The sequence below is a fragment of the Nocardia sp. NRRL S-836 genome, assembly GCF_001279525.1.
Lineage (GTDB): Bacteria > Actinomycetota > Actinomycetes > Mycobacteriales > Pseudonocardiaceae > Lentzea.
In genome coordinates this window covers 109,730-131,726 of the sequence record NZ_LGDY01000164.1, presented here as the reverse complement: position 1 = coordinate 131,726, position 21,997 = coordinate 109,730, and the positions used below count along the sequence as shown (strand labels likewise).

Below are 21,997 nucleotides of genomic sequence, written 5' to 3'. Positions count from 1 at the left end.
CCATTTTCCAGGTTGGAAACATTGCGGAGCTTCGGGTTAACGCGCGCTTCTTAGCGTCAGCGGCGTGACCCATTGCCCGTACTGCGCGCTCCAATGCGCCATGAGCGTCATCGACGGCCAGGTGGCCCCTGGTCCCGGTGGGCTGTGCCAGAAGGGCTGGACGGCGGGGGAGCTGCTGCGCCACCCGTCCCGCCTCACCACGCCGTTGATCCACGGTGAACCGGCTTCCTGGGACGAGGCGCTGGACCACGTCGTCACCAGGATCAGGACCTACGAGCCCGACGAGGTCGCCGTGTTCGGCGGCGGCGGCCTGACCAACGAGAAGGCGTACCTGCTGGGCAAGTTCGCCAGGGTCGCGCTGAAGACCTCGCAGATCGACTACAACGGCCGGTTCTGCATGTCGTCGGCCGCGGCGGCGGGCAACCGGGCGTTCGGGCTCGACCGGGGCATGCCGTTCCCGCTCACCGACCTGCGGACCGCCGACACGGTGCTGCTGGCGGGGTCCAACCCGGCCGAGACCATGCCGCCGTTCCTGCGGCACCTCGAAGGCGCGCGGCTGATCGTCATCGACCCGCGCCGCACGGCCACCGCCGAGCGCGCGACGCTGCACCTGCAGCCCGCGCCGGGCACGGACCTGGCGCTGGCGCTGGGGTTGCTGCACACGGCGGTCATCGAGGGGCTGATCGACAAGGAGTACATCGCCGAGCGCACCACCGGGTTCGACGACGCCTGGCGGATAGCCGCGCGGTGGTGGCCTGAGCAGACCGAACGCGTCACGGGCGTGTCCGCCGCCGACCAGCGCGCCGCCGTGCAGATGCTGGCCGGGCGCTCGTACGTCCTCACCGGCCGCGGCACCGAGCAGCACGCGTCCGGCACCGACACCGTGTCGGCGTGGATCAACCTGGCGCTCGCGCTGGGCCTGCCGGGCCGGACCGGGTCCGGTTACGGCTGCCTCACGGGCCAGGGGAACGGGCAGGGCGGGCGCGAGCACGGCCAGAAGGCCGACCAGCTGCCCGGCTACCGCAAGATCGACGACCCGGCCGCTCGCGCGCACGTCATGGACGTCTGGGGCGTCGACGAGCTGCCGGGACCGGGCCGCAGCGCCTACGAGCTGCTCACCGCCGACGACCTGAAGGCGATGCTCGTCTTCGGCAGCAACCCGGTGGTGTCGGCGCCGCGCGCGTCCGGTGTCACGGACCGGTTGAAGGCGCTGGACCTGCTGGTGGTCGCGGACTTCGTCATGTCGGAGACCGCCGCGCTGGCCGACGTCGTGTTCCCGGTGACGCAGTGGGCCGAGGAGGACGGCACGATGACCAACCTCGAAGGGCGGGTCATCCGGCGCCGCAAGGCACTCGACCCGCCGCCCGGGGTCCGCAGCGACCTGGAACTGATCAACGGCCTGGCCTCCCGGCTGGGCGTCACGACGGGGTTCCCGACCGAGCCGCGGGAGGCCTTCGAGGAGCTGCGCAGGGCGTCGCAGGGCGGCCTGTCCGACTACTCCGGCATCACCTACTCCCGGCTCGACGACGAACAGCTGCACTGGCCGGTGCCCTCGACCGAGCACCCCGGCACACCGCGGCTCTTCCTCGACCGGTTCGCTCACGCCGACGGCCTGGCGCGGTTCGTCCCGGTCGACCACACCGGCCCGGCGGAGCCGCCGGACGCCGAGTTCCCGTTGCAGGCCACCACCGGCCGGGTCCTGCAGCACTACCAGTCGGGTGCGCAGACGCGGCGGATCGGCGAGCTGGTGAAGGCCGTTCCCGAGATGTACGTCGAGGTGCACCCCGACACGGCGGCGCGGGCGGGGCTCACCCCGGACGCACCCGCGCACGTCGTGTCCAGGAGGGGCCGGGTGACGGCGACCGTGCGGTGCGTGCCGAGCATGCGCGTCGACGCGGTGTTCCTGCCGTTCCACTTCCCCGGTGACGGGCGGGCGAACCTGCTCACCAACCCCGCGCTCGACCCCACGAGCCGGATGCCCGAGTTCAAGGTCTGCGCGGTGCGATTGGAGCGGGCATGCGACGAGTCGTGATCGTCGGATACGGCATGGCGGGCGCACGGCTGGCGGACGAGCTTCGCCGCCGTGACCCGGACATCGCCATCACCGTCATCGGAGCCGAGCCGCACGCCGCGTACAACCGCGTGCTGCTCTCGACCGTGGTCGCCGGGAGCATGACGCCCGCCGCGACCCGCCTGCACGACGACGGCTGGGCCGCCGCCCACGACATCGACCTCCGCCTCGGCCACGAGGTCGTCGCCATCGACCGCGTCACCCGAACGGTGGAACTGGCTGCCACGCGGGGAGCTTCCGCACGCTCTGACCGTGCGGAAGGCCCCCGCGTGACCGTTCCGTACGACGCGTTGGTGCTGGCCACGGGGAGTACGCCGTGGGTGCCGCCGGCCGAGGGGCTGGTCGAGGACGGCACGCTCGCGGAGGGCGTGGTCGCGTTCCGCACGCTCGACGACTGCGCGCGGATCGAGGCGAAGGCGCGGAAGGGCATGCCGGTCGCGGTGCTCGGCGGCGGCCTGCTGGGCATCGAGGCCGCACGCGGCCTGGCCGGGCGCGGGTGCCTGGTCACGGTCGTGCACCCGGTCGGTCACCTGATGGAACGCCAGCTCGACCCCGGTGCGGGCGGCGTGCTGGCCCGCACGCTGGGCAAGCTCGGCATCGAGTTCCGGCTGAACGCGCTGGCCGCCAAGTACCTGCCCGGCGACGGCCTGGTCCTCGACGACGGCACGCACGTGCCCGCCGAGCTCGTGGTCGTCTCCGCCGGTGTGCGGGCCGAGACGTCGCTGGCGGTCGAGGCGGGGCTCACCGTCGACCGCGGCATCGTCGTGGACGACGTGCTGCGCACCAGCGACCCGCGTATCCACGCGATCGGCGACTGCGCCCAGCACCCCGGCACGGTATCCGGCCTGGTCCAGCCCGCGTGGGACCAGGCTGCCGTGCTCGCCGACCGGCTGACCGGCGCGAACCCGGCCGCCCGCTACAGCGGCACCTCCGTCGTCACCCGGCTCAAGGCCAGGGACGTGGACCTGGCGGCGCTGGGCGACGTGCACACCGACGTCGACTGCCCCGACGCGGAGGTCCTGTGCTTCCAGGAACCCTCCCGCGGCCGCTACGCGAAGCTGGTGCTGCGCGACGACCGGGTGACCGGCGCGATCGTGCTCGGCGCACCCGACGCGGCCGCCACGATCACGCAGCTCTACGACCGCGGCATCCCCGCGCCGACCGACCGGCTGGCGTTGCTGCTGGGCCGTGCGCTGCCCGCGGAGGCCGCGTCACCGGCGGACCTGCCGTCCAGCGCGGTGATCTGCCGCTGCAACACCGTCTCGAAAGGACAGATCGTGTCCGCGTGGCGCGCGGGCGCGGAGACGGTGCCGCAGCTCGCGGAGGCCACCAGGGCGACGACGGGCTGCGGTGGCTGCAAGGACGCCGTGTGCGGGCTGCTCGACTGGCTCGGGGCCTCACAGCCGGCCACGGCGTGATGTGCGGCGGAGTTGCCGTCGCCGTCACGGTGCAGAACGCCCTGGTAATGCGTGGTTCCTAGGTTTTGCGGCAATCGCCGACCCCGCGGAGGACGTACATGAGCTGGATCGACCACTGGGAGCCGGAGAAGCCCGAGTTCTGGGAGTCCACCGGCAAGCGGATCGCACGCAAGAACCTGGCGCTGTCCATCTTCGCCGAGAACCTCGGGTTCAGCGTGTGGGTGCTGATGAGCATCGTGGTGGTGAGCCTGGGCTCGGTCGGGTTCGACTTCAGCGTGGGTCAGCAGTTCTGGCTGCTGATCGTGCCGAACCTGGTGGGCGCGGTGCTGCGGGTGCCGTACACGTTCGCGGTGCCGCGCTTCGGCGGCCGGGTCTGGACGACGATCAGCGCGGGCCTGCTGCTGATCCCGTGCACGATGCTCGCCCACGCGGTGTCCACGCCCGGCACGCCGTACTGGTTCTTCCTGCTCACCTCGGCCGCGATGGGCCTGGGCGGCGGCAACTTCTCGTCGTCGATGGCGAACATCTCGTTCTTCTACCCGGAGGGCAAGAAGGGCCTGGCGCTCGGCATGAACGCCGCCGGCGGCAACCTCGGCGTCGCCATCACGCAGCTGGTCGTGCCGGTCGTGATCGCGGTCGGCACCGGGATCCACCTCGCCTACGCGGCGCTGATCTGGATGCCGTTCATCGTGGTCGCCACGATCTGCGCCTGGCTCTTCATGAACAGCCTCACCCAGGCCAAGCCCGACGGCCAGTCGTACAAGCGCGCGCTGTCGAACAAGCACACGTGGGTGATGTCGTTCCTGTACATCGGCACGTTCGGCTCGTTCATCGGCTACTCGTTCGCGTTCCCGTCGCTGATCAAGCTCAGCTTCGTGGACCACAAGGGCTGGGTGTCGCTCGCCTTCCTGGGCGCGCTGATCGGGTCGGTGGCCCGGCCGGCCGGTGGCTGGCTGGCGGACCGAGTCGGTGGCGCGAAAGTGACGCTGGCCACGTTCATCGGCCTCGGTGTCGGCACTGTAGGCGTCATCGTCAGCGTCGACACGAAGAGCTTCGGGCTGTTCTTCGGCTCGTTCATCCTGCTGTTCGTGCTGGCCGGCGTCGGCAACGGCTCGACGTACCGGATGATCCCCGCGATCTTCCGCACCCAGTCCGACGACGACAAGTCGGCCAAGCGCCAGGCCGCCGCTGTGGTCGGCATCGCCGGAGCGATCGGCGCGGCCGGCGGCGTGCTGGTGAACCTGGTCTTCAAGTTCTCGCTGGAGGGCTCGAAGACGCTGACGCCCGCGCTGACCGCGATCCTGGTGTTCTACACGCTCTGCCTCGGCACGACCTGGTGGTTCTACCTGCGCCGCAAGGTGTTCGTGACGCGGCCCTCGCTCGCCTACGCGGGCGTGTGACGCACACCGCTCTGAGCTGCGGCGAGAGTTTCCTTTAACACCCGCGAAATACCGCGGACCTTGGGATGACACGCCGCCCGGTGAGCATAACCGGGCGGAAGGAGGGGATACCCGATGACCCAGACCCTGGTCGTGATCGGCAACGGCATGGTGGGCCACCGGCTCGTGGAGATCCTTCGTGACTCGTCCTGGCGGATCGTGGTGTTCGGCGAGGAGTCCCGCCCCGCCTACGACCGCGTGGCGCTCTCGTCCTATGTGGACAGCTGGGACCCGGCCGACCTGGAGCTCCCGCCGCTGAGCGGCTGCGAGCTGCGGCTCGGCGAGAAGGCGGTGTCCGTCGACCGGGAGCGCCGGGTCGTCGTGGGCGCCTCCGGTGTCGAGGTCTCCTACGACGCGCTGGTGCTGGCCACCGGCTCCGTGCCGTTCGTGCCTCCCGTGCCCGGCAGGGACCTGCCCGGCTGCCACGTCTACCGCACCATCGACGACCTGGACGAGATCCGGGCGACGGTGCGGGCCGCGAACCGGCCCGGCCGGCACTCCGGCATGGTGCTCGGCGGCGGCCTGCTCGGGCTGGAGGCGGCGAACGCGTTGCGCGGCATGGGCGTCTCGCCGCACGTCGTGGAGCTCGCGCCGCGGCTGATGCCCATCCAGGTCGACGACGGCGGCGCCGGGCTGCTCAAGCGGCTGGTCGAGAAGCTCGACCTGACCGTGCACACCGGCACGTCCGCCACCTCGATCGAACGCGACGGCTCGCGGCTGATCGCCAAGCTGGCCAACGGTGTCGAGCTCGACCTCGACGTCGTGGTGTTCAGCGCGGGCATCCGGCCGCGCACGGACCTCGACCTCGGGCTGGAGCTCGGGCCGCGCGGCGGGTACCTGGTCGACGCCGCGTGCCGCACCGCCGACCCGCACGTGTACGCGATCGGTGAGTGCGCGTCGGTCGAGGGCGTGGCGTACGGGCTCGTGGCACCCGGCTACGCGATGGCCGAGGTGGTCGCGGACCGGCTCTCCGGTGGTAGCAGGGTGTTCCCCGGCGCGGACCTGTCCACCAAGCTGAAGCTGCTCGGCGTGGACGTGGCGTCGTTCGGTGACGCGCACGCCACCACCGAGGGCGCCCTTGAGGTCGTGGTGAACAACGCGGTCGCGGGCACCTACAGCAAGCTCGTGGTGTCGGACGACGCCAGGACGCTGCTCGGTGGCGTGCTGGTCGGCGACGCGTCGTCCTACCCGTCGCTGCGGCCGCTGGTGGGCAAGGAGGTTCCGGCCGCCCTGCTGCAGCCCGGTGGCGCCGTCGACATCGACATGCCCGCGGACGCCCAGGTCTGCTCGTGCCACGCGGTCACCAAGCAGACCATCACCGACGCCATCCAGTCCGGCGTGGCGTGCGACGTGGCCGAGCTGAAGGCGTGCACCAAGGCGGGCACGGGCTGCGGCTCGTGCGTGCCGATGCTGAAGAAGCTGCTGACCGACTGCGGTGTCGAGCAGTCCAAGGCGTTGTGCGAGCACTTCACGCACTCGCGCGCGGAGCTGTTCGAGATCGTCCGCGCCACCCGGATCACGACGTTCAGCGCGCTGGTCGCCAAGCACGGCACCGGACGCGGCTGCGACATCTGCAAGCCCGCCGTGGCCTCGATCCTGGCCTCGCTGAACAACGGGCACATCCTCGGCGAGACGCAGGTGTCGTTGCAGGACACCAACGACCGGTACCTGGCGAACATGCAGCGCAACGGCACGTACTCGGTCGTGCCGCGCATCCCCGGCGGCGAGATCACGCCTGAGAAGCTGATCGTCATCGGCGAGGTGGCCCGCGACTTCGGTCTCTACACCAAGATCACCGGTGGTCAGCGCATCGACCTGTTCGGCGCGACCGTCGACCAGCTGCCGGAGATCTGGCGCCGGCTGGTCGACGCCGGCTTCGAGTCCGGGCACGCCTACGGCAAGGCGCTGCGCACGGTGAAGTCCTGCGTGGGCACGACCTGGTGCCGCTACGGCGTGCAGGACTCGGTCGGGCTGGCCATCGACCTGGAGCTGCGCTACCGGGGCCTGCGCTCGCCGCACAAGCTCAAGTCCGCCGTCTCCGGCTGCGCGCGCGAGTGCGCCGAGGCCAGGAGCAAGGACTTCGGCATCATCGCGACGGAGAACGGCTGGAACCTCTACGTCGGCGGCAACGGCGGCTTCACCCCGCGCCACGCCGACCTGCTCGTGTCCGATGTGGACACCGAGACGCTGGTCCGCACGATCGACCGGTTCCTGATGTTCTACATCCGCACCGCCGACCGGTTGCAGCGCACGTCGGCGTGGCTGGAGGCCCTCGACGGCGGTCTCGACCACCTGCGCGAGGTCGTCGTGGACGACAAGCTCGGCATCTGCGCGGAGCTGGAGGCCGCGATGGAGGCCCACGTCGGTTCCTACGCCGACGAGTGGCGCGGTGTGCTGGAGGACCCGGAGAAGCTCGCGCGCTTCACGTCGTTCGTCAACGCGCCCGGCACGCCCGACCCCTCGATCTCGTTCCGCGCTGAACGTGGTCAGCGCGTCCCCGTCCAGCTCGGCATTCCGGAGGTCGTGCGATGACCGTGGTCTGTGACTTCGCCCGGCTGCGGCCGGAGCAGGGGGTCGCCGCTCTGCTCCCCGACGGCTCCCAGGTGGCGGTGTTCCTCACCGCCGACGGCTCCCTGCACGCGCTGGACAACGTCGACCCGTTCAGCGGCGCCGCCGTGCTGTCGCGCGGCATCCTCGGCGACCGCGGCGGCGTGCCCGTGGTCGTGTCGCCGGTCTACAAGCAGGCCTTCGAGCTCGCCACCGGCAAGTGCCTGGACTCACCGGACGTCTCTGTCGCCGTGCACGAGGTCCGGGTGCGCGACGGCGTCGTGGAGCTGACGTGACCGGCCCCCTGGCCGGGTTCACCATCGGCGTCACCGCCGCGCGCCGCGCGGACGAGCTGATCGCCCTGCTGGAACGCAAGGGCGCCACCACGGTGCACGGCCCGGCCATCCGGATCGTGCCGCTGCCCGACGACGCCTCGCTGCACGCGGCGACGCTGGAGCTGGTGTCCGCACCGGTCGACGCCGTCGTCGCGACCACCGCCATCGGCTTCCGCGGCTGGTTCGAGGCCGCGGAGGGGTGGGGGCTGGCGTCGCGGCTGCACCGCGCGCTGTCGTCGGCCGTGGTGCTGCCGCGCGGCCCGAAGGCGAAGGGCGCGGTGCGGGCGGCCGGGCTGACCGAGGCCTGGTCGCCGTCGTCGGAGTCGAACGCCGAGCTGCTGCAGTACCTGCTGCGGATGGGCGTCTCCGGCAAGCGGGTCGCGGTGCAGCTGCACGGGGAACCGCTGCCGGACTTCGTCGGCACGTTGCAGGCCGCGGGCGCCGACGTCGTCGAGATCCCGGTCTACCGGTGGGAACCGCCCGCAGACACCGGGCCGTTGCACCGGCTGATCGACGCGGTGCTGCTCGGCCAGGTCGACGCGCTGACGTTCACCAGCGCCCCGGCCGCCTCCTCGGTGCTGCGCACGGCGGGCGAACGGCGGGCCGAGCTGGTGGAGGCGTTGCGGCGCAACGTGCTCGTGGTCGGTGTGGGTGCGATCACCGCGGGACCGCTGGTGGCGGCCGGTATCCCGGTCGTGCAACCGGCGCGTTCGCGGATCGGGTCGATGGTGCGGGAGCTGGCCGTCGAGCTGCCCGCGCGCGCCACCCGGCTGCGGATCGCCTCGCGGGACCTGGAGATGCGGGCGCAGGCCGTCGTGATCGACGGGGAGCTGCGGCCGGTGGCACCGGCGCCGATGGCGGTGCTGCGGACCCTCGTCGCCGCCCGCGGCCGGGTCGTGTCGCGGCAGGAGCTGCTGGCGGCCCTGCCGTCCGGCGGCGAGGAACACGCCGTGGAGACCGCGATCGGACGGCTGCGCACGGCGCTGGGCGCGCCGCAGATGGTGTGCACCGTGGTGAAGCGCGGGTACCGGCTCGCGATGGAGCCCGCATGAAACTGGTCCTGGCCTTCCACGGCACGCGCGATCCGCGCGGGGCGGTGGTGTGCGACGAGATCGCCGCCCTGGTGCGGGACGCGGTGGACGTGCCGGTCGAGGTCGCCTACGCGGACGTGCGGCAGCCGGACGTCCGGTCGGTGGTGGACGGGCCGTGCGTGGTCGTGCCGGCGTTCCTGGCCGCCGGGTACCACGTCCGCGTCGACATCCCCGAGCAGATCGGCGCGCGCCGGGACGTGGTGCTGACCTCGCCGCTGGGCGTGGACGCGGTGCCCGCGGTGCGGGACCGGTTGCGGGAGGCCGGGATCCGGCGCGGTGACGCCGTCGTTCTCGCCGCCGCGGGGTCGACGGACGAGCGGGCACTGGCCGACGTGCGGCGCGCGGCGGCGTTGCTGGGAGCGGAGGCCATCGGGTACGTGGCCACCGCGACCCCGCGCGTGCCCGACGTCGTCGCCGGGCTGCGCGGCCGCCGCGTCGCCGTCGCCTCGTGGCTGCTGGCACCGGGGGTGTTCCACTCCTCGCTCGCCGAGTGCGGTGCGGACGTGGTGTCCGCGCCGATCGGGGCCCACCCGCTGGTGGTCGATGCGCTGGTGCGCAAGTACTGCGCGGCTCGTGCGGTCCTGCGGCAGTCAGCCTGACGTCACCACAGGCCGGGTACCTCCTCCTTGCGCGCGTCCTCCCAGCGGTACTCGCGGAGGTTCACCTTGCCGTCGAGGTTGGGGACGCCCTCCTCGTGCAGCAGCTGGAGCTGGGTGTCGCGCAGGTGCGGCGCGCAGGTGCCGTCCGCCTTCAGGACCCGTTGCCACGGCAGGTCGTGCCCGTCCTCGTTGAGGATGCGGCCGACCAGCCGCGGCGACGGCGCCTTGGCGAGATCGGCGATGTCGCCGTAGGTGGCGACGCGGCCGCGGGGGATGGCCCTGATGAGGTCGCGGACCCGCTCGTGGATCTCTTCGTCCATCCCCGGAGTCTAGATCTTGCCGGCCCAGGCGGAGACTGCCGCGTGGTAGTCGGGGGCGTTGGGCGCGTAGTTGATGGAGTGGCCGTAGCCGTTGAGGATGAACGTGTCCAGGCTCGGCACGGCCGGGTAGAACTGCCCCTCGTCGGCCTTCAGCGCGGCGGGCGACGAGCAGTCGCTGCCCATCAGCGGCAGGCCGGAGCTGCAGAAGTGCGTGTCGTCGCCGACGACGACCATGACCGGTACCCGGATGTTCCGCGAGACCGGGATGATCACGGTGTTGAGCAGGATCGTGTCGACGGCCTCCGTGGCGGCGAAGACCGACTTGGTGCTCTCGTCGAACCCGATCGCGCCCTGGACCAGCGGCCCCGGTTTGTGGAAGGCGTTGTAGCGGGTGCCCGGCAGGGTGGTGAGGTAGCCGGCGTCGAGCCCGGCCGGAACCATGTTGGCCAGCACCGGAACGACGGTGATGTAGTTCATCTTGTGGGTGAAGCCGGTGACCAGCACGCCGTCGACGTCGCCGTAGGTGGCGGCCTCGATGATCGCCATGGCCGAGCCGATGGAGTGCCCGCCCACGACCACCTTGTCGAAGCGGGACCTCATCGCCCCGATGACCTGGTGGACGGCACCGGCCTGGGTCGAGGCGGTGACCAGCGCGCTCAACGGCTTGGAGCTGCGGCCGGTGCCGAGGCGGTCGACGGCGAGGGTCGCGAAGCCGGCGGCGTTCTGCGCCCTGGTGAACGAGTGGGTGCCCGGCTCGAAACCGACGTCCCAGTAGGTGCGGTCGTAGGTGCCGCCGGGGATCAGGACCTGCACGGTGGTGGCGCCCTGCGGGGTGCAGAGGCGGCCGGCCATCGTCTCCAGCGAGGGGATCAGCGGGGTGAGGCCGACGCGGACCGGGAAGCTGACGTCCTGGCACGTCACGGCGGCGGAGGCGGGTGCGGGCAGGAGCAGTGTTCCGGTGGCGAGCAGGGCCGCGGCGCACAGCCGGCGGAAACGCATGGGGGAACGACCTCCAACTAGTGGCGGGGAACGGCCTTCATGAGCAGGCCGTCGGGGTAGGGGGCGGACGTGAACCTCACCCGCGCCGGACGGGTCGGGACCAGCCGCCAGCGCGCGGCGACGGTCGCGAGGGTGAGCACGATCTCGGTGTGGGCGAACGTGTTGCCCAGGCACTGCCGGTTGCCGCCGCCGAACGGGATGAACGCGCCGCGCGGCAGACCCGCCGTGAACTCCGGCGTCCAGCGCGACGGGTCGAAGCGGTCCGGGTCGGGGAAGAACCGCGGGTCGTGGTGCAGGGCGTGCGGGCTGATGATCACCTCGGCGCCCGCGGGCAGCGTCACCGGTCCCAGCCGGACCTCGGTGAGCGTTCGGCGCATCACGAACCAGATCGGGTACCGGCGCAGGGTTTCCCGCACGATCTGCGCGGCGTACGGCAGCCGCGGGAGGTCGGCGAACGTCGCCGGACCGGGTAGCGCGTCGACCTCTGCGTGTAATCGGCGTTCGACCTCGGGGTTGCTGCCGACCTCGTGGAGCGCCCACGCCAGCGCGATCGCGGTGGTCTCGATGCCGGCGGTCAGCAGCGTCAGGACCTCGTCGTAGGTCTGCTGGTCCGTCATGCCGGTGCCGTCGTCCTGCGCCAGCAACAGCATCGACAGCACGTCGCCGTGGTCGGCGCCGTCCGTGCGCCAGCTCTCGATCACCTGCAGCACAACGGCTTTCATCCGCGCGATGGCCGCGTCGAACGCCCGGTTGCCCGGCAGCGGCAGCTTCTCCACGAACGACGGCGACAGCGCGCGGACCATGCCCTGCTGGATGACCGTGAAGATCGACCGGCGGACCTCGGCGACGGCGCGCTGTCCCAGCTCCGTCGAGAAGAGCGCCTCGCCGACGATGGTGACCGCGAGCTCCTGCATGTCGTTCTCGACGACGCGGACCTCACCGGGCTGCCAGGAGTCGGCCATCGACCGGGCGGCCCTGGTCATCGTCGCGGCGTAGGCGGCCATCCGGTCGCGGTGGAACGCCGGCTGCACCATCCGCCGCTGCCGCAGGTGGAACTCGCCGTTGGACAGCAGCAGACCGGTCCCCAGGTACGGCTGGAACTTGTCGAACAGGGCGCCCTTGCGGAACTTGGCGCCCTGGGTGACCAGAACTTCGTGCGTGAGCGATGGATCGGTGACGAAGAAGGCGTGCAGGGGACCGAGGTCCAGGCGCACGACGTCGCCGTGCTCGCGCAGCGCGTCGGTGAACTTGGCGCGCCGGAGGAGCATCGCGGGGGTGTGCCCGAGCAACGGCCAGCGGCGCGGTGCCACCGGGACGGGCATCGGCACTCCAACGGATCAGCCGGATGGGAGGGCGCCCACCCTAGGAGCCGTTTGGAGGAGGACGACAGTGCCTGAACGGGTGGTTCAGCGTCACTCCGATGGCGCAACGCGGGATGTGCCTGGGTGACTAAGCTCGTGCGTCATCCCGGACCCGCCACGAACCGGAGAGGTGTCCACCGTGGCAGAGACCCAGAGCTGGGTTCCCCTCGGCATCGACACGACCGTGCCGAGCATGGCCCGCGTCTACGACTACATCCTCGGTGGCGCGCACAACTTCGCCGCCGACCGCGCGGTCGGCGCGCAGATCGAGCAGCTGGTGCCCGGCCTGCCCAGCGTGGCGCGCCTCAACCGCCGGTTCCTCGGTCGCGCGGTGAACTTCCTGCTGGGCCAAGGGGTCCGGCAGTTCCTCGACGTCGGTTCCGGCATCCCGACCGTCGCGAACGTGCACGAGGTGGCGCAGGCACGCGACCCGGCCGCGCGCGTGGTCTACGTCGACAAGGACCCGGTCGCCGTCGCGCACAGCCGGCTGATGTTGCGGGGCAACGAGAACGCGGCCGTCGTGCAGGCCGACATGCGCGACCCGGACGCCGTGCTGTCCAGCGCCGAGACCGCGCGGTTGCTGCGCTTCGACGAGCCGATCGGCCTGTTGATGCTGCTCATGATGCACTGGGTGCCCGACGACGACGGGCCGCGCGAGCTCGTCGCCCGCTACCGCGACGCCTTGCCGCACGGCAGCTTCCTGGTGATGACCCACGTCGCCAAGGACCAGATCGACGAGAACGTCGACCGGGCGGCGGACGTGGTGAACCGCAGCAGGAGCGCCGACCGGATGCACATGCGCACGCACGCGCAGGTCAGCGCGTTGTTCGACGGGTTCGACCTGGTGGAACCCGGGCTGGTCGGGTGCGGTGAGTGGCACCCGGACGGTCCAGGGGACATCGCCGCCGAGGCGTCGATGAACATGTTCCTGTACGCTGGCGTTGGTCGTAAGGACTAAAACCACCCGTCCGTGGTGGAGGTTTCACACTGTTGGCGCAATGGACGCCGACCCGTGGTGGGTAAACTGCCGGACACTCTTCAACCCATACAGGGCAACGGGAATGACGAATCCGAGCCGAAAGCCCGATGCCGCTCCAGCTGCGGACGCCGCCGCCCTCCGCGGGCGGGAAGCCTTGGCGCGCAAGTGGAGCTACCTGCTCAGCAGCGTTGTGATGGTCGCGCTGAGCAGGGACGAGCTGGACGCCGAACTCGGTGACCAGCTCGACACGTTGTGCGCCGCACTGCACAACGAGCCGTTCGACCCTGCTCCGTTCGAGGCGATCGGCGAGCGCCTCGTCGCTCTCGGCTACGTGAACGAGCCCGGCCTCAAGCGCACGGTCGACGTGCTCGGGAAGGGCCTGCTCGGCCTGGAGGAGTTCCGCGCCCACCCGCGGCACGCGGTCCGCGTCGTCGGCGGGATCGGCGCTTTGGCCTGCGGTTTCACCGCGGCTCGGGCCCGCTCGATCCTCGACCAGCAGGAGAGCATGCAGCGCTCGCTGCTCAAGGCCGCCCACGACGCGCAGCAGGACCAGCGGCAGAGCGAGGCCAAGTTCGCGGGCATCGCGATCTCCTCGACGAACGGCATCCTGATCGTCGGTCTCGACGGCAAGGTGGTGTGGGCCAACGACGCCATCGCCGGCATCCTCGGCCGCAGGCCCGAACCGGGCAGCCGGCTCATGGAGTTCGTCGCGCCGGGCTCGGTCGCGGTGTTCCGCGAGATGGTCGAACGCGTGCTGGCCGAACGCGGCGAGTTCGAGCGCGAGCCGCTGCACCTGCTGCGCGGCGAGGACGACCTGGCCAGGGTGACGCTGACGGCGTCGCTGCTGCGCGACGGCGACAACAAGCCCAGCCACGTGCTCGTGGTCGCCGACGACGACACGGAACTCGCGCTGCTGCAAGGAGAACTGCGCAGGCAGTCGCTGCACGACGTGCTGACCGGGCTGCCGAACCGGCAGTTCTTCACCACGCACCTGGAGACCGTGCTGCGCAGGGCCGACCCCGAGCTCGGCGTGACGGTGTTCCACCTGGACCTCGACGCGTTCGGCCTGGTGTGCAACAGCCTCGGCGGCCGCGTCGGCGAGAAGCTGCTGCAGCACGTGGCCCGCAGGCTGCGGGCGTTGCTGTCCCGCGAGCAGGCGATGGTCGCGCGCTTCGACGGCGACGAGTTCGGCATCGTCGTGGAGAACTCCGCCACCACACCGGACGTCGCGACGACGATGGCCGCCATCAACGCCGACCTGGCCGAACCGGTCTTCGTGGACGACCACGGGCTCGCGGTCTCGGTGAGCGCGGGTGTGGTCGACCGGCCGTCACCGGACGTGGACCCGACGGAGCTGCTGCGCATGGCCGACCTGGCGCTGCGGCAGGCCAAGAAGGACCAGCGCGGCCAGTGGGAGTTGTTCCACGGCAACCAGGACACCGCACGCAGGCGCGACCACGCACTGGCCGTCGTGATGCCGGGAGCGTGGGAACAGGGCGACATCGGCGTCGCCTACCGGCCGGTGCACGCGCTCGCGACCGGTGAGCTGGCGGGCGTGGAAGCCGTGCTGCACTGGGACCTCTCCGACCGCTGCGCCAAGCTCGCCGACCAGACCGGCCTGATCCTGCCGATGGGCGAGTGGCTGATCAGGATCGGGGCCGGCCAGGCCCAGTGGTGGCGGCAGCGCGGCGAGCTCGACACGCAGTTCGGCGTCCGGCTCACCCGCCACCAGGCCACCGACGCGGACCTGGTCTCCCGCGTGGCGAAGGTGGTCGAGGAGACCGGCCTGCCGCACGAGCGGCTGACGCTGAGCATGCCGGTCGGCGTGCTGGGTGTGGCCGGCGCGGCGGAGAACCTGGGCACGCTGGCGGCCAGGGGCATCCGCGTCGCGCTGGACGACTTCGGCCTCGGCCCGCGGGACCTGGCCTGGCTCTCGGAGCTGCCGGTGGTGTCCGTGCTGGTGCCGGAGGACCTGGTGCGCCGCCAGGACCCGCGTTCCACCACGCTGATCCCGGCCGTGCACGAGCTCGGCGTGACCATCTGCGTGGACGGCGTCGAGACCGAGCAGCAGGCGCAGTGGTGGGCGGCAGCGGGCGCCGACCTCGCGATCGGCGCCCACTTCGGTGTCCCGCGCGACGCGGGCGAGTTCCTGCAGCGGCTCTAGAAACCGCGCTGCCACCCGATGACCGCCGCGTGGTAGGCGTTGGCGTTCTCGGTCGAGAAGTTGAAGCAGTGCCCGTACCCGTTGACCACGAAGGCGTCGAGGCGCGGCGCCCTGGGGTAGAACGGCCGTTCCGAGGCGGCCAGCGCACGGGACGAGGAGCAGTCGGCGCCCAGCGGTGGCGTGCCGCAGAAGTAGTCGGCAGAGGTCTGCACGGTCAGCACCGGCACGTCGATGGCGGCGCTGGCGGGGAGCACGAGGTTGGACATGAGTGCGGTGGTGACGAACTCACCGGCCGCCACGACGTCCTTTGTGGACTCGTCCCTGGCCACCACGGACGCGATCCTCGGTCCGGGCGCGTGGAACATGGTGTAACGGGTGCCCGGCGCCGTGGTCAGGTAGCCGACGTCGAGCCCGCGCAGGCCGAGCACCGGGTCGAGCGTCGCGGGGATGAGGTTGGTCAGCGCGGGCACCGCCCTGACGTAGTCCCACTGGTGTGTCATGCCGGTGACCAGCACGCCGTCGACGTCGTGGTACCGGCCGGCCTCGGCCATCGCGATGGCCGAGCCGATGGAGTGCCCGCCCAGTAACACCTTCGCGAACCGCGGACGCAGGCGTTCGACGACCTGGTGCACGGCCTGGGCCTGGCTGGGGACGTCGACCAGGAGGCTGAGCGGTTTGGAGCTCCGGCCGGTGCCGATCCGGTCCACCGCCATGGTCGCGATGCCCGCGCCGTTCATCGCGCGGGTGACCGAACGGGTGTCGCCCTCCACCGGGATGTCCCAGTACTCGCTGGTGTAGGTGCCGCCGGGGACGAGCACCTGGACGGTCGTGGCGCCCTGGGGGACGCACAGCCTGCCGTACATCACCTGCCTGGTCAGTCCGAACTGGACGGACGTGGTGACGTCCTCGCAGCTGGTCGCGGCGGCGCTCGCCGGTGCGGGCACCGGCAGGAGGGCGGCGAGCAGCACGGCGGCGCTGAGCCGACGGAAACGCATGGGGGAACTACCTTCCAGCTAGCGGGGGACGACCTTCATCATGAGGTCGTGCGGATAGGCCGCGTTGGTGAACTTGACGCGCACCGGCCGTTCGGGGACCAGCCGGTAGCGGGAACAGACCGTCGCCACGACGGTGACGATCTCGGTGAGTGCGAAGTGGTTGCCGATGCACTGGTGGATGCCGCCGCCGAACGGGACGAACGCGCCCCTGGGCAGCTGCCGGGCGGTCCCGGGAGTCCAGCGGTCCGGGTCGAAGCGCTCGGGGTCGGGGAAGTGCTCGGGGTCGTGGTGCAGCGTGTGCGGGCTGAGGATCACCTCGGTGCCCGGTGGCAGGCGGACGCCGCCGAGCTCCACCTCCTCGGCGGTGCGGCGCATGACGAGCCACATCGGGTACTTGCGCAGCACCTCGTTGGCCACCTGGCCGAGGTAGGTCAGCTTCGGCACGTCGTCGAACGTCACCGCGCGCCCGGCCAGCACCTCGTCGAGCTCGTCGACCACCCGCCGCTGCACCAGCGGGTCGGCGGCGATCTCGTGGAAGATCCACGCCAGTGCCAGCGCGGTGGTCTCGATGCCCGCGGTCAGCAGGGTGATGACCTCGTCGAAGAGCTGCTCGTCGGACATCGGTTCGCCGGTCTCGTCGTCCCTGGCGCGCAACAGCATCGACAGCAGGTCGCCGTGGTCGGTGTCGTCGGCCCGCCTCGCGGCGATGACCTCGTGCACGATCGCGCGCATCCGGGCGATGGCCTCGTCGAACTCGCGGTTGGCCTGGATGGGCAGCTTCTCGACGAACCCCGGTGAGAGCGCGCGCACGATCCCGTTCTTGATGATCACGAACACCGAGCGGCGGGCCTCGGCGATGGCGCGTGCGCCGATCTCGGTGGAGAAGAGCGCTTCGCCGACGATCGTGACGGCGAGGCCCTGCATGTCCTGCTCGATCCGCCGCACCTCGCCCGGCCGCCACCCCTCGACCAGGTCACGCGCCGCGCGGACCATCGTGCCCGCGTAGGCCGCTATCCGGTCGCGGTGGAACGCCGGCTGCATCATCCGGCGCTGGCGCAGGTGGAACGTCCCGTTCGACAGGGCGAGCCCGTTGCCGACGAACGGGCGGAACTTGTCGTACATCCGGCCTTTGTGGAACTTGGGTGCATCGGCGACCAGCACCTGGTGCGTCAGCTGCGGACTGGTGACGAAATAAGCCCGCATCGGTCCTAATCGAACTTCGACGAGATCGCCCTGACCTCGTAAATTCCTGGTGAAAGCGAATCTTTTCCTCAGCAGGGGCACAGTGTGCCCGAGAAATGGCAGCCTGCCCGGTGCCACCGGGACGGACATCATCGCTCCTCGCGACGTGGAAAGAGGTGGACAACCATAGAAGTCGTTCGGGTCAGAGTGAAGTACCCGATCGGGTGGCATCCGTTCACTCTGGCGGCCTAATGATGGTCGTCTTGTGCCGTCCGTGTGCGTGACTAAGCTAGTGCGTCCACAACCCGAAGAGGTGGTCGCCGTGGCCGACGAGAGCTGGATTCCACAGAGCGTGGACGTGTCCGTGCCCAGTGCGGCCCGGGTCTACGACTACCTGCTCGGGGGTGCGCACAACTTCGCCGTCGACCGCGTGATGGGCGACAAGGCCGAGGAGATGATGCCGCACTCCCGCAGCGCCGCCAGGCTCAACCGGGCCTTCCTGCGCCGCGCCGTGCGGTTCATGACCGACCAGGGCGTGCGGCAGTTCCTGGACATCGGCTCCGGCATCCCGACCGTGGCCAACGTGCACGAGGTCGCCCAGCAGCAGGCCCCCGACTGCCGGGTCGTCTACGTGGACCGCGACCCCGTGGCCGTCGCGCACGGCGAGCTGATCGTCGCAGGTGATGACCGCGTCGGCGTGTTGCAGGCCGACATGCGCGACCCCGAGAGCATCCTGAGCAGCGGCGAGGTGAACCGGCTGCTCGACTTCGACCAGCCGATCGGCCTGCTGCTGCTGTTCATGGTGCACTGGGTGCCGACCGAGGCGGACCCGCAGGGCCTGCTCAAGCGCTACCGCGAGGCCCTTCCCAGCGGCAGCTACCTCGCGATCTCGCACATGGCGGGCGACCACGTCAACGACGAGGCCAGGGCCGTGACCGACCGGATGAGCAAGGCCGGCGGCGGTGACGTCGCCTACCGGGACCGCAACGAGATCGAGGCTTTCTTCGGTGATTTCGAACTGGTCGAACCGGGACTGGTCAAGTACGCCGAATGGCGACCTTCCGGGCCCGGTGACATCTCCGACGACCCGGCGGTCAACCGGATCGCGTTCGCGGGGGTCGGTCGTAAACCATAGGGAACACCGATAGAGTGATGATTCACGCTGCCGGTTGAGGTGGGACTGACCGTGCGTGGGTAAACTGCCGGTCCTCAAGAGCCATTGCGAGGCGGCCTCGAATGCCCAACCCGAGTCGAATGCCCGGCGTCACGCCCTCGCCTCAGGACAACGCCAGGGCGCGGTTGACGCTGGCCCGGAAATGGTCGTACCGCCTGCTCAGCTCCGTGACGATTCCGCTGGGCAGCGCCGACCTCGACGAGGAGCTGCGCGGCCGGCTCGACGTGCTGTGCTCGCTGCTGCACGCCGACCCGTTCACCACCGCCCCGATCGAGGCGGCCGGCGCGGACCTGGCCGCGCTGGGGCACCTGGGCAAGATCGGGCTGCGGTGCACCGCGGAGGTGCTCGGCAAGGGGCTGCTGGCCCTGCCGGAGTTCCAGCCCGTCGAGCGGTACGCGGAACGGATCGCGCTCGCCGTCGGCGCGCTCGGCGTCGGTTTCACCGCCGCGAACACCGAGTCCGTGCTGGCGCAGCAGGAAAGCCTGCAGAGGTCGTTGCTCAAGGCGGTCCGCGACGCCAACTGGAACCTCAAGGAGAGCGAGGCCCGGTTCAACGAGGTGGTCACGTCGTCCACCAACGGCGTGCTGATCGTCGACCCGGACGGCCGGTTGCTGCAGGTGAACGCGGCCATCGGCGACATCCTCGGCAAGACGCCGGACGAGCTCACCGGCGTGCCGCTGCTCGACCTGATCGAGCCCGGTTTCGACGCGATGCTGCGGGAGGCGATGGCCGAGCTGGCAGCCGGGACCACCGAACGCGTCCGGCAGTCGCAGCGGTTGCGGCGCGGCGACGGTGAGACCGCCCGCGTGACGCTGACCGCGTCGCTGCTGCGCGGCGCCGACGACGAGCCGATCCACTTCGTCGTGGTGGTCGAGGACGGCACCGAGCTGGCGCTGTTGCAGGGTGAGCTGCAGCGGCAGGCGCTGCACGACGTGCTGACCGGGCTGCCGAACCGGCAGTTCTTCACCACGCAGCTGGAGATCGCGCTGCGCAAGGGCGATCCCGAGCACGGCATCACGGTCTTCCACCTGGACCTCGACGCGTTCGGCATGCTGCGCGACAGCTTCGGTGGCCGCGTGGTCGACCGGCTGCTGCAGCACGTGACCGGGCGGCTGAAGGTGTTGCTGGCGGCCGAGAAGGTCATGATCGCCCGGTTCGGCACCGACGAGTTCGGCGTCCTGGTGGAGAACACGGCGAGCACGCCGGGCATCGACACGATCATGAAGAGCATCAACGAGGACCTGCTGCTCGAACCGACCTATGTGGACGGTCACGGGCTGGCGGTGTCGGTGAGCGCCGGCGTCGTGCACCGGCCGGACGCCGACGCGGAGCCGCTCGACGTGCTGCGTTCCGCGGAACGGGCGTTGCGCAAGGCCAAGCAGGGCCGGCGCGGTCAGTGGGAGCTGTTCCACGCCGGTCAGGACGCCGAGGAACGCCAGGACGACGCGCTGGCCGTGCAGATGCCGAGCGCGTGGGAGAACGGCGAGATCACCGTGCGGTACCGGCCGGTGGTCGGCCTGGCGGACGGTGCGGTCGTCGGCGTCGAGGCCGCGATGCACTGGGAGCGGCCGGACTCCGCCGCGCTGGGCCACGACCGGTGCGCGGCACTGGCCGAGCAGACCGGGCTGATCCTGCCGCTGGGCGAGTGGGTGCTGCGCGTCGCCGCCGGCCAGTCGATGTGGTGGCGGCAGAGCGGGCAGTCCGACCGGGCGCTGGCCGTGCGGCTCACCGCGCACCAGTCGGCCGACGCCGACCTGGTCTCACGGGTGGTGGGGGTGCTCGACCAGACCGGGCTGCCCGCCGACCGGTTGATGATCAGCGTGCCCGGCGGGGTGCTGCCGATGGCCGACGCCGCCGACAACGTCGCGGTGCTGGCCCGCATGGGCGTGCTGACCGGGATCGACGACTTCGGGCTGGGGCCGCTGGACTTCGGCCTGCTCGCCTCCGACCTGCCGGTGCAGGCCGTGCGCGTGGCCCGCGGGCTTGTGACGTCCCGCTCGCCGTACGTGGCTGCGCTGCTGCCGTTGTTGCGGGAGAGGGGCGTGTCGGTCGCCGTCGACGGGATCGTCAGCGCGGAGCAGGCGCGGTGGTGGCATGCCGCGGGTGCGGACTTCGCCACCGGCGACCACTTCGGCGTGCCGTGCACGCCGGGGGAGTTCCCGCGGGAGTGGGAACCCCGGTGACCGGACGGGGTCGGGGTCACGTCCGGCCACCGGAGCGGTGGGAGGGAGTTCGCCGGGCTAGCCGGTGAACTTCGCGAGCGCCTTCGTGAACTCGTAGGTCTGCTGGTTGATGCCGCTGCACGAGGAGCTCATCGCGCCGCAGTTGCCGCGGTCGCGGTTCACGGCCCAGAACGACACCCGCGACAGGTGCTTCGAGCTCGCCCACGTGACGATGTCGCGGAAGTTCTGCGGCGTCACGGTCTCGCCGGTGTCGGTCTTGCCGTTCATCGAGGACAGGCCGCTGCGCCGGTACGCGGCGTCGTCGGTCAGCCCGAACGTCGCCTTCACGTGGTTCTTCAGGCCGTCGACCGCGCTCTTGGTCTGGGCGAGCATGTCGCCGCCGCTGCCCCAGTCGAACGGCATGACCGCCCACGTGTCGATCGGCGCCCCGAGCTCCTTGGCGCGGGTGACCAGCCGCTTGCCCCACGAGTTCGGGCCGGTGCGGTCGGTCGGCATGGTGATGACGGTCCGCACGCCGGGGTTGTTCTGCTTGACGATCTTCAACGCGCCGAGCACGCGGTCCTGCGTGGCGTTGTTCTCGAACTCGGCGGCCTCGATGTCGATGTCGATCGCCTTGAGCGCGTAGGCGTCGATCACCTTCTGGTAGGCCCCGGCGAGCGCGGCGGGGGTGCTGCAGAACTGGCCGAGCTTGTTGCCCGACCAGCCGCCGATCGACGGCACCGCGTCACCGCCGGCCGAGCGGATCGAGTTGATCAGCGTCTGGTCCGACCCGGTCAGCGAGCGGGTGCCGTCCCACTTCGGGTTGCAGGTGCCGTCGCTGAGGATGAACGCGAGCGTGAACGCCTTGATGCCGGTCTGCTGCATCACGGTGGCGGGGTTGGGCTGGCCACCCCACTGGTAGAGGTAGGGGGCGGCGAGCACCGGGTTGACCGCGGCCTGGGCGGCGGCGGGCAGCAGCACGACCGCGCACGCGGCGGCGAGGGCGCCGGCGAGGAACCGCTTCATCAGTCCTCCAAGAACTGCTCGGATCCACGGCGGCGGATTTTGGTGAGCAGGCTCACAACGTCTTCAAAAATGGACTAGACCACCTGCTTCTGTCAAGAAGGTAGTCGAAATCGCCGGGTGCTCCGATCGGCGGGC

General features: G+C 71.0%; 17 protein-coding genes. 11 read left to right on the top strand and 6 right to left on the bottom strand.

Translation table 11 applies throughout. The features are described 5' to 3' along the window. The first annotated feature begins 100 nt into the window (after positions 1-100). From ADL03_RS42470 to ADL03_RS42440, 7 genes are all read left to right on the top strand, one after another. Positions 101-2,032 carry a molybdopterin oxidoreductase family protein gene (locus tag ADL03_RS42470; RefSeq protein ID WP_053739318.1) on the top strand — a complete coding sequence of 644 codons (1,932 nt, stop codon included), beginning with the start codon at positions 101-103 and terminating at the stop codon, positions 2,030-2,032. After that, complete coding sequence (locus ADL03_RS42465) at positions 2,017-3,489, top strand: FAD-dependent oxidoreductase (protein WP_053739317.1); 1,473 nt, start codon at positions 2,017-2,019, stop codon at positions 3,487-3,489. Before ADL03_RS42470 ends, ADL03_RS42465 begins: the two co-directional genes overlap by 16 nt. 98 nt (positions 3,490-3,587) lie before the next feature. After that, positions 3,588-4,889 carry an MFS transporter gene (locus ADL03_RS42460; protein WP_053739316.1) on the top strand — a complete coding sequence of 434 codons (1,302 nt, stop codon included), beginning with the start codon at positions 3,588-3,590 and terminating at the stop codon, positions 4,887-4,889. A 114-nt stretch (positions 4,890-5,003) separates the two neighbouring features. Continuing rightward, on the top strand, positions 5,004-7,460 hold the full coding sequence (gene nirB, locus ADL03_RS42455; protein ID WP_053739315.1) for a nitrite reductase large subunit NirB: 2,457 nt from the start codon (positions 5,004-5,006) through the stop codon (positions 7,458-7,460). Next, on the top strand, positions 7,457-7,771 hold the full coding sequence (gene nirD / locus ADL03_RS42450; RefSeq protein ID WP_053739314.1) for a nitrite reductase small subunit NirD: 315 nt from the start codon (positions 7,457-7,459) through the stop codon (positions 7,769-7,771). The genes nirB and nirD overlap by 4 nt, the downstream gene beginning before the upstream one ends. Further along, positions 7,768-8,862: a uroporphyrinogen-III synthase gene (locus ADL03_RS42445; RefSeq protein ID WP_053739313.1), complete on the top strand. Its 1,095-nt coding sequence runs from the start codon at positions 7,768-7,770 to the stop codon at positions 8,860-8,862. The genes nirD and ADL03_RS42445 overlap by 4 nt, the downstream gene beginning before the upstream one ends. Beyond that, positions 8,859-9,500: a sirohydrochlorin chelatase gene (locus tag ADL03_RS42440; protein ID WP_053739312.1), complete on the top strand. Its 642-nt coding sequence runs from the start codon at positions 8,859-8,861 to the stop codon at positions 9,498-9,500. The genes ADL03_RS42445 and ADL03_RS42440 overlap by 4 nt, the downstream gene beginning before the upstream one ends. A gap of 2 nt (positions 9,501-9,502) precedes the next feature. Here ADL03_RS42440 and ADL03_RS42435 read toward each other — a convergent pair whose 3' ends face one another. From ADL03_RS42435 to ADL03_RS42425, 3 genes are read right to left on the bottom strand one after another with little or no spacing between them, the layout of a single operon-like run. Continuing rightward, positions 9,503-9,820: an MGMT family protein gene (locus ADL03_RS42435; RefSeq protein WP_053739311.1), complete on the bottom strand. Its 318-nt coding sequence runs from the start codon at positions 9,818-9,820 to the stop codon at positions 9,503-9,505. 9 nt (positions 9,821-9,829) lie between these two features. Next, positions 9,830-10,819 carry an alpha/beta hydrolase gene (locus ADL03_RS42430; RefSeq protein ID WP_053739310.1) on the bottom strand — a complete coding sequence of 330 codons (990 nt, stop codon included), beginning with the start codon at positions 10,817-10,819 and terminating at the stop codon, positions 9,830-9,832. Between the two features lie 17 nt (positions 10,820-10,836). Continuing rightward, positions 10,837-12,141, bottom strand: coding sequence for a cytochrome P450 (locus ADL03_RS42425; protein WP_053739359.1), 1,305 nt, complete (start codon positions 12,139-12,141; stop codon positions 10,837-10,839). Between the two features lie 178 nt (positions 12,142-12,319). Between ADL03_RS42425 and ADL03_RS42420 the strand changes: the two genes are divergently transcribed. Together ADL03_RS42420 and ADL03_RS42415 are read left to right on the top strand one after the other, a co-directional pair. Continuing rightward, complete coding sequence (locus tag ADL03_RS42420; RefSeq protein WP_082374007.1) at positions 12,320-13,138, top strand: SAM-dependent methyltransferase; 819 nt, start codon at positions 12,320-12,322, stop codon at positions 13,136-13,138. A gap of 103 nt (positions 13,139-13,241) precedes the next feature. Next, complete coding sequence (locus ADL03_RS42415) at positions 13,242-15,323, top strand: bifunctional diguanylate cyclase/phosphodiesterase (RefSeq protein ID WP_053739309.1); 2,082 nt, start codon at positions 13,242-13,244, stop codon at positions 15,321-15,323. Here the strand turns inward: ADL03_RS42415 and ADL03_RS42410 are convergent. Then, entirely contained in the window at positions 15,320-16,318 is a 999-nt protein-coding gene (locus tag ADL03_RS42410) for an alpha/beta fold hydrolase (RefSeq protein ID WP_053739308.1), read from the bottom strand. The two genes, ADL03_RS42415 and ADL03_RS42410, sit on opposite strands and share 4 nt — an antisense overlap. A gap of 18 nt (positions 16,319-16,336) precedes the next feature. Then, positions 16,337-17,650 carry a cytochrome P450 gene (locus ADL03_RS42405; protein WP_053739357.1) on the bottom strand — a complete coding sequence of 438 codons (1,314 nt, stop codon included), beginning with the start codon at positions 17,648-17,650 and terminating at the stop codon, positions 16,337-16,339. A gap of 172 nt (positions 17,651-17,822) precedes the next feature. Here ADL03_RS42405 and ADL03_RS42400 point away from each other — a divergent pair, with 172 nt between their 5' ends. Further along, entirely contained in the window at positions 17,823-18,635 is an 813-nt protein-coding gene (locus ADL03_RS42400) for an SAM-dependent methyltransferase (RefSeq protein ID WP_157529762.1), read from the top strand. A 206-nt stretch (positions 18,636-18,841) separates the two neighbouring features. Beyond that, the gene (locus tag ADL03_RS42395; protein WP_197289138.1) at positions 18,842-20,857 is read left to right on the top strand and encodes a bifunctional diguanylate cyclase/phosphodiesterase; all 2,016 of its coding nucleotides are present in this window, start codon (positions 18,842-18,844) and stop codon (positions 20,855-20,857) included. A 57-nt stretch (positions 20,858-20,914) separates the two neighbouring features. On the opposite strand, the gene ADL03_RS42390 is transcribed toward ADL03_RS42395, so the two are convergent. Continuing rightward, positions 20,915-21,862: a chitinase gene (locus ADL03_RS42390; RefSeq protein WP_053739305.1), complete on the bottom strand. Its 948-nt coding sequence runs from the start codon at positions 21,860-21,862 to the stop codon at positions 20,915-20,917. Positions 21,863-21,997 lie beyond the last annotated feature (135 nt).

Coding starts and splice junctions, on each gene's coding strand:
- ADL03_RS42470 (WP_053739318.1), top strand. CDS start 101: ATGAGCGTCATCGACGGCCAGGTGGCCCCTGGTCCCGGTGGGCTGTGC.
- ADL03_RS42465 (WP_053739317.1), top strand. CDS start 2,017: ATGCGACGAGTCGTGATCGTCGGATACGGCATGGCGGGCGCACGGCTG.
- ADL03_RS42460 (WP_053739316.1), top strand. CDS start 3,588: ATGAGCTGGATCGACCACTGGGAGCCGGAGAAGCCCGAGTTCTGGGAG.
- nirB (WP_053739315.1), top strand. CDS start 5,004: ATGACCCAGACCCTGGTCGTGATCGGCAACGGCATGGTGGGCCACCGG.
- nirD (WP_053739314.1), top strand. CDS start 7,457: ATGACCGTGGTCTGTGACTTCGCCCGGCTGCGGCCGGAGCAGGGGGTC.
- ADL03_RS42440 (WP_053739312.1), top strand. CDS start 8,859: ATGAAACTGGTCCTGGCCTTCCACGGCACGCGCGATCCGCGCGGGGCG.
- ADL03_RS42435 (WP_053739311.1), bottom strand. CDS start 9,820: ATGGACGAAGAGATCCACGAGCGGGTCCGCGACCTCATCAGGGCCATC.
- ADL03_RS42430 (WP_053739310.1), bottom strand. CDS start 10,819: ATGCGTTTCCGCCGGCTGTGCGCCGCGGCCCTGCTCGCCACCGGAACA.
- ADL03_RS42425 (WP_053739359.1), bottom strand. CDS start 12,141: ATGCCCGTCCCGGTGGCACCGCGCCGCTGGCCGTTGCTCGGGCACACC.
- ADL03_RS42415 (WP_053739309.1), top strand. CDS start 13,242: ATGACGAATCCGAGCCGAAAGCCCGATGCCGCTCCAGCTGCGGACGCC.
- ADL03_RS42410 (WP_053739308.1), bottom strand. CDS start 16,318: ATGCGTTTCCGTCGGCTCAGCGCCGCCGTGCTGCTCGCCGCCCTCCTG.
- ADL03_RS42405 (WP_053739357.1), bottom strand. CDS start 17,650: ATGTCCGTCCCGGTGGCACCGGGCAGGCTGCCATTTCTCGGGCACACT.
- ADL03_RS42390 (WP_053739305.1), bottom strand. CDS start 21,862: ATGAAGCGGTTCCTCGCCGGCGCCCTCGCCGCCGCGTGCGCGGTCGTG.